General features: G+C 65.7%; 1 protein-coding gene. It reads right to left on the minus strand.

Annotated elements, in window-relative coordinates:
• Positions 1-90 precede the first annotated feature (90 nt).
• Positions 91-1,482 (minus strand): ISNCY family transposase, encoded by a 1,392-nt coding sequence (locus tag NM203_RS33035; RefSeq protein ID WP_456299321.1) that lies wholly within the window; start codon positions 1,480-1,482, stop codon positions 91-93.
• Between the last annotated feature and the right edge of the window lie 105 nt (positions 1,483-1,587).

Here is a 1,587-nt window from a genome sequence, read left to right on the forward strand (position 1 = left end):
CTAGCTACTTCGACCTGAAAAAGGATTGATGGTCGGTGCGGCTCGATGGTGGTTCTGGCGTCGAGGGGACTCTGGCGCTGACATCGGTTGTCATCCGGCCAGAGCGCTGATCTTGACCAGGTTGTGGGCGAAGACTCCATGTCCGCACCAGGTGCGGGCTCCGCTCAGGGTGGTCAGTTCAGTGCGGTTCCATCCGTAGCTGCGCTTGAGGTGATTGATCCGCCCTTCGCATCCGGTCCGCCATTTGATCTTGGCCCGGAAAGCCTTTCGATGTTCGAACTCCCGCCGGGCAGCGCCGGGTCTACTGGCACGTGGGATGGCCACCCTGCGGACTCCGAGCTCATGCAGGTCGTTGTCGACGGAGGCGTAGCCGTAGCCGCGGTCGGCGGTCACCGCCGTCGGGGCACGCCCGGTCCGGTCGGTGATGCGGGCGATCGCCGGAGCCAACTGTGGCGCGTCAGCCGGGTTACCGATCTGCACGCTGTGGTCGAGGATGACTCCGTCGGCGTTATCGACGACCTGGGCCTTGTAGCCGAATTCCACCGGCTTGCCGAGCCGGCCCTTGCGGATCGGGCGCGCGTCGACGTCGTGGAAGCTCACGATCCGGCTCGCCGAGTCCGGCATCACCCCGGCCAGCCGACTGCGAGTCTGCGCGATCACCTGCCCGGTGCGTATTAGCAGGGTGGCCAGGTCGTTGATCGCCCGCTGCAGCCGTCCGCGGCGACGACCCGTCGCAGTGCGTAATCCTCTGCGTGCGTTGCGCAAGACCGCGTCGGCGTCGGCGATGGCCGCTGCGGCGACGTCGGCCAACTGGCCGGTGATCCGCAGCACCGCGGCCTGACCCTCCTCACGGGCGGCCGCACCGCGCAGCCGCAGCTTGGCCGCGATCGCCCGTGCCCGCTGACCTGCCGAACGACTGCGATCACGCACCCGAGTGCGGGTGGCTCCGCCGGCGGCCTGAATCCGTCTGACCGTCGTGGCGATCCCGCCGACGGCCTTGGCCAACAACCCTGAATCGGTCGGATAGGCCACCGCGGCTTCCACCACCGTGGTGTCGGCGCGGACCTTGTCAGTGCGGATCAGCTTCGCCGTAGCCGCCTTGGCCAGCAAGGCGTCGTTGAGCCCGGCGACCGCTGCCTCACCGCAACGGCTGGTCAGCTTCATCAGCGTGGTCGGATGCGGCACCCGTGTCCCGAACGGGATACGGCAGAACCGCTGCCAAGAAATCGAATCGCCCACTTCACGGCACAATGACTCAAAGCCCAGCCGGTAGCGGAACTTCAAAAACATCATCCGTAGATAGGTTTCCATCGGCACCGACGGACGCCCGATCCGCGGATCGAAGTACGGCGTGAACGGCGCGAAGAACACCGGATCATCCAGCAGAGCGTCCACCCGGGCCAACTCGGCGGGCAACACCAACAGCTCCGCAGGCAGGATTGCATCCCACAACGACAGCTGGTCATTTACAGTTCTGAGCACGATGGCCTCGATCCCTTCTACCCAAGGGTTCGAGGCCATCATCGCGTCAAATCACCGCCCGCTCAGCCACCGCCACGCCACGACTTTTTCAGGTCGAAGTAGCTA

Source organism: Mycolicibacterium arenosum, from assembly GCF_024320865.1.
Lineage (GTDB): Bacteria > Actinomycetota > Actinomycetes > Mycobacteriales > Mycobacteriaceae > Mycobacterium > Mycobacterium arenosum.